Raw genomic sequence first — 254 nt, 5'->3', positions numbered from 1 at the left:
CGGAAGCGATTAACACCGTGTTCCCAATGGCTCAGGTTCAGCTGTGTATTGTGCATCAGGTACGTAACTCGCTGAAATACGTCTCCTACAAGGACCGTAAATGCGTCGCCAGCGACCTGAAACGGATTTACCGGTCAGCGACTGCTGAAGAAGCAGAAATGGAGCTGGAAGCCTTTGAAGAAGCCTGGGGGGAGAAATTCCCATCGATTGGTAAGTCCTGGCGTAATAACTGGGATAACCTGATTACTCTGTTC

1 protein-coding gene is annotated in these 254 nt (G+C 50.0%); it reads left to right on the top strand.

Features of this window, described 5'->3' with window-relative positions; genetic code table 11:
- A partial coding sequence (locus AK963_RS30910; RefSeq protein WP_175404831.1) for a transposase occupies positions 1-254 on the top strand: 254 nt, incomplete at both ends.

The sequence above is a fragment of the Endozoicomonas atrinae genome (assembly GCF_001647025.1).
Classification (GTDB): domain Bacteria; phylum Pseudomonadota; class Gammaproteobacteria; order Pseudomonadales; family Endozoicomonadaceae; genus Endozoicomonas; species Endozoicomonas atrinae.
The sequence above is the reverse complement of the archived record's forward strand: the minus strand, read 5'-3'. Positions and strand labels throughout refer to the sequence as shown.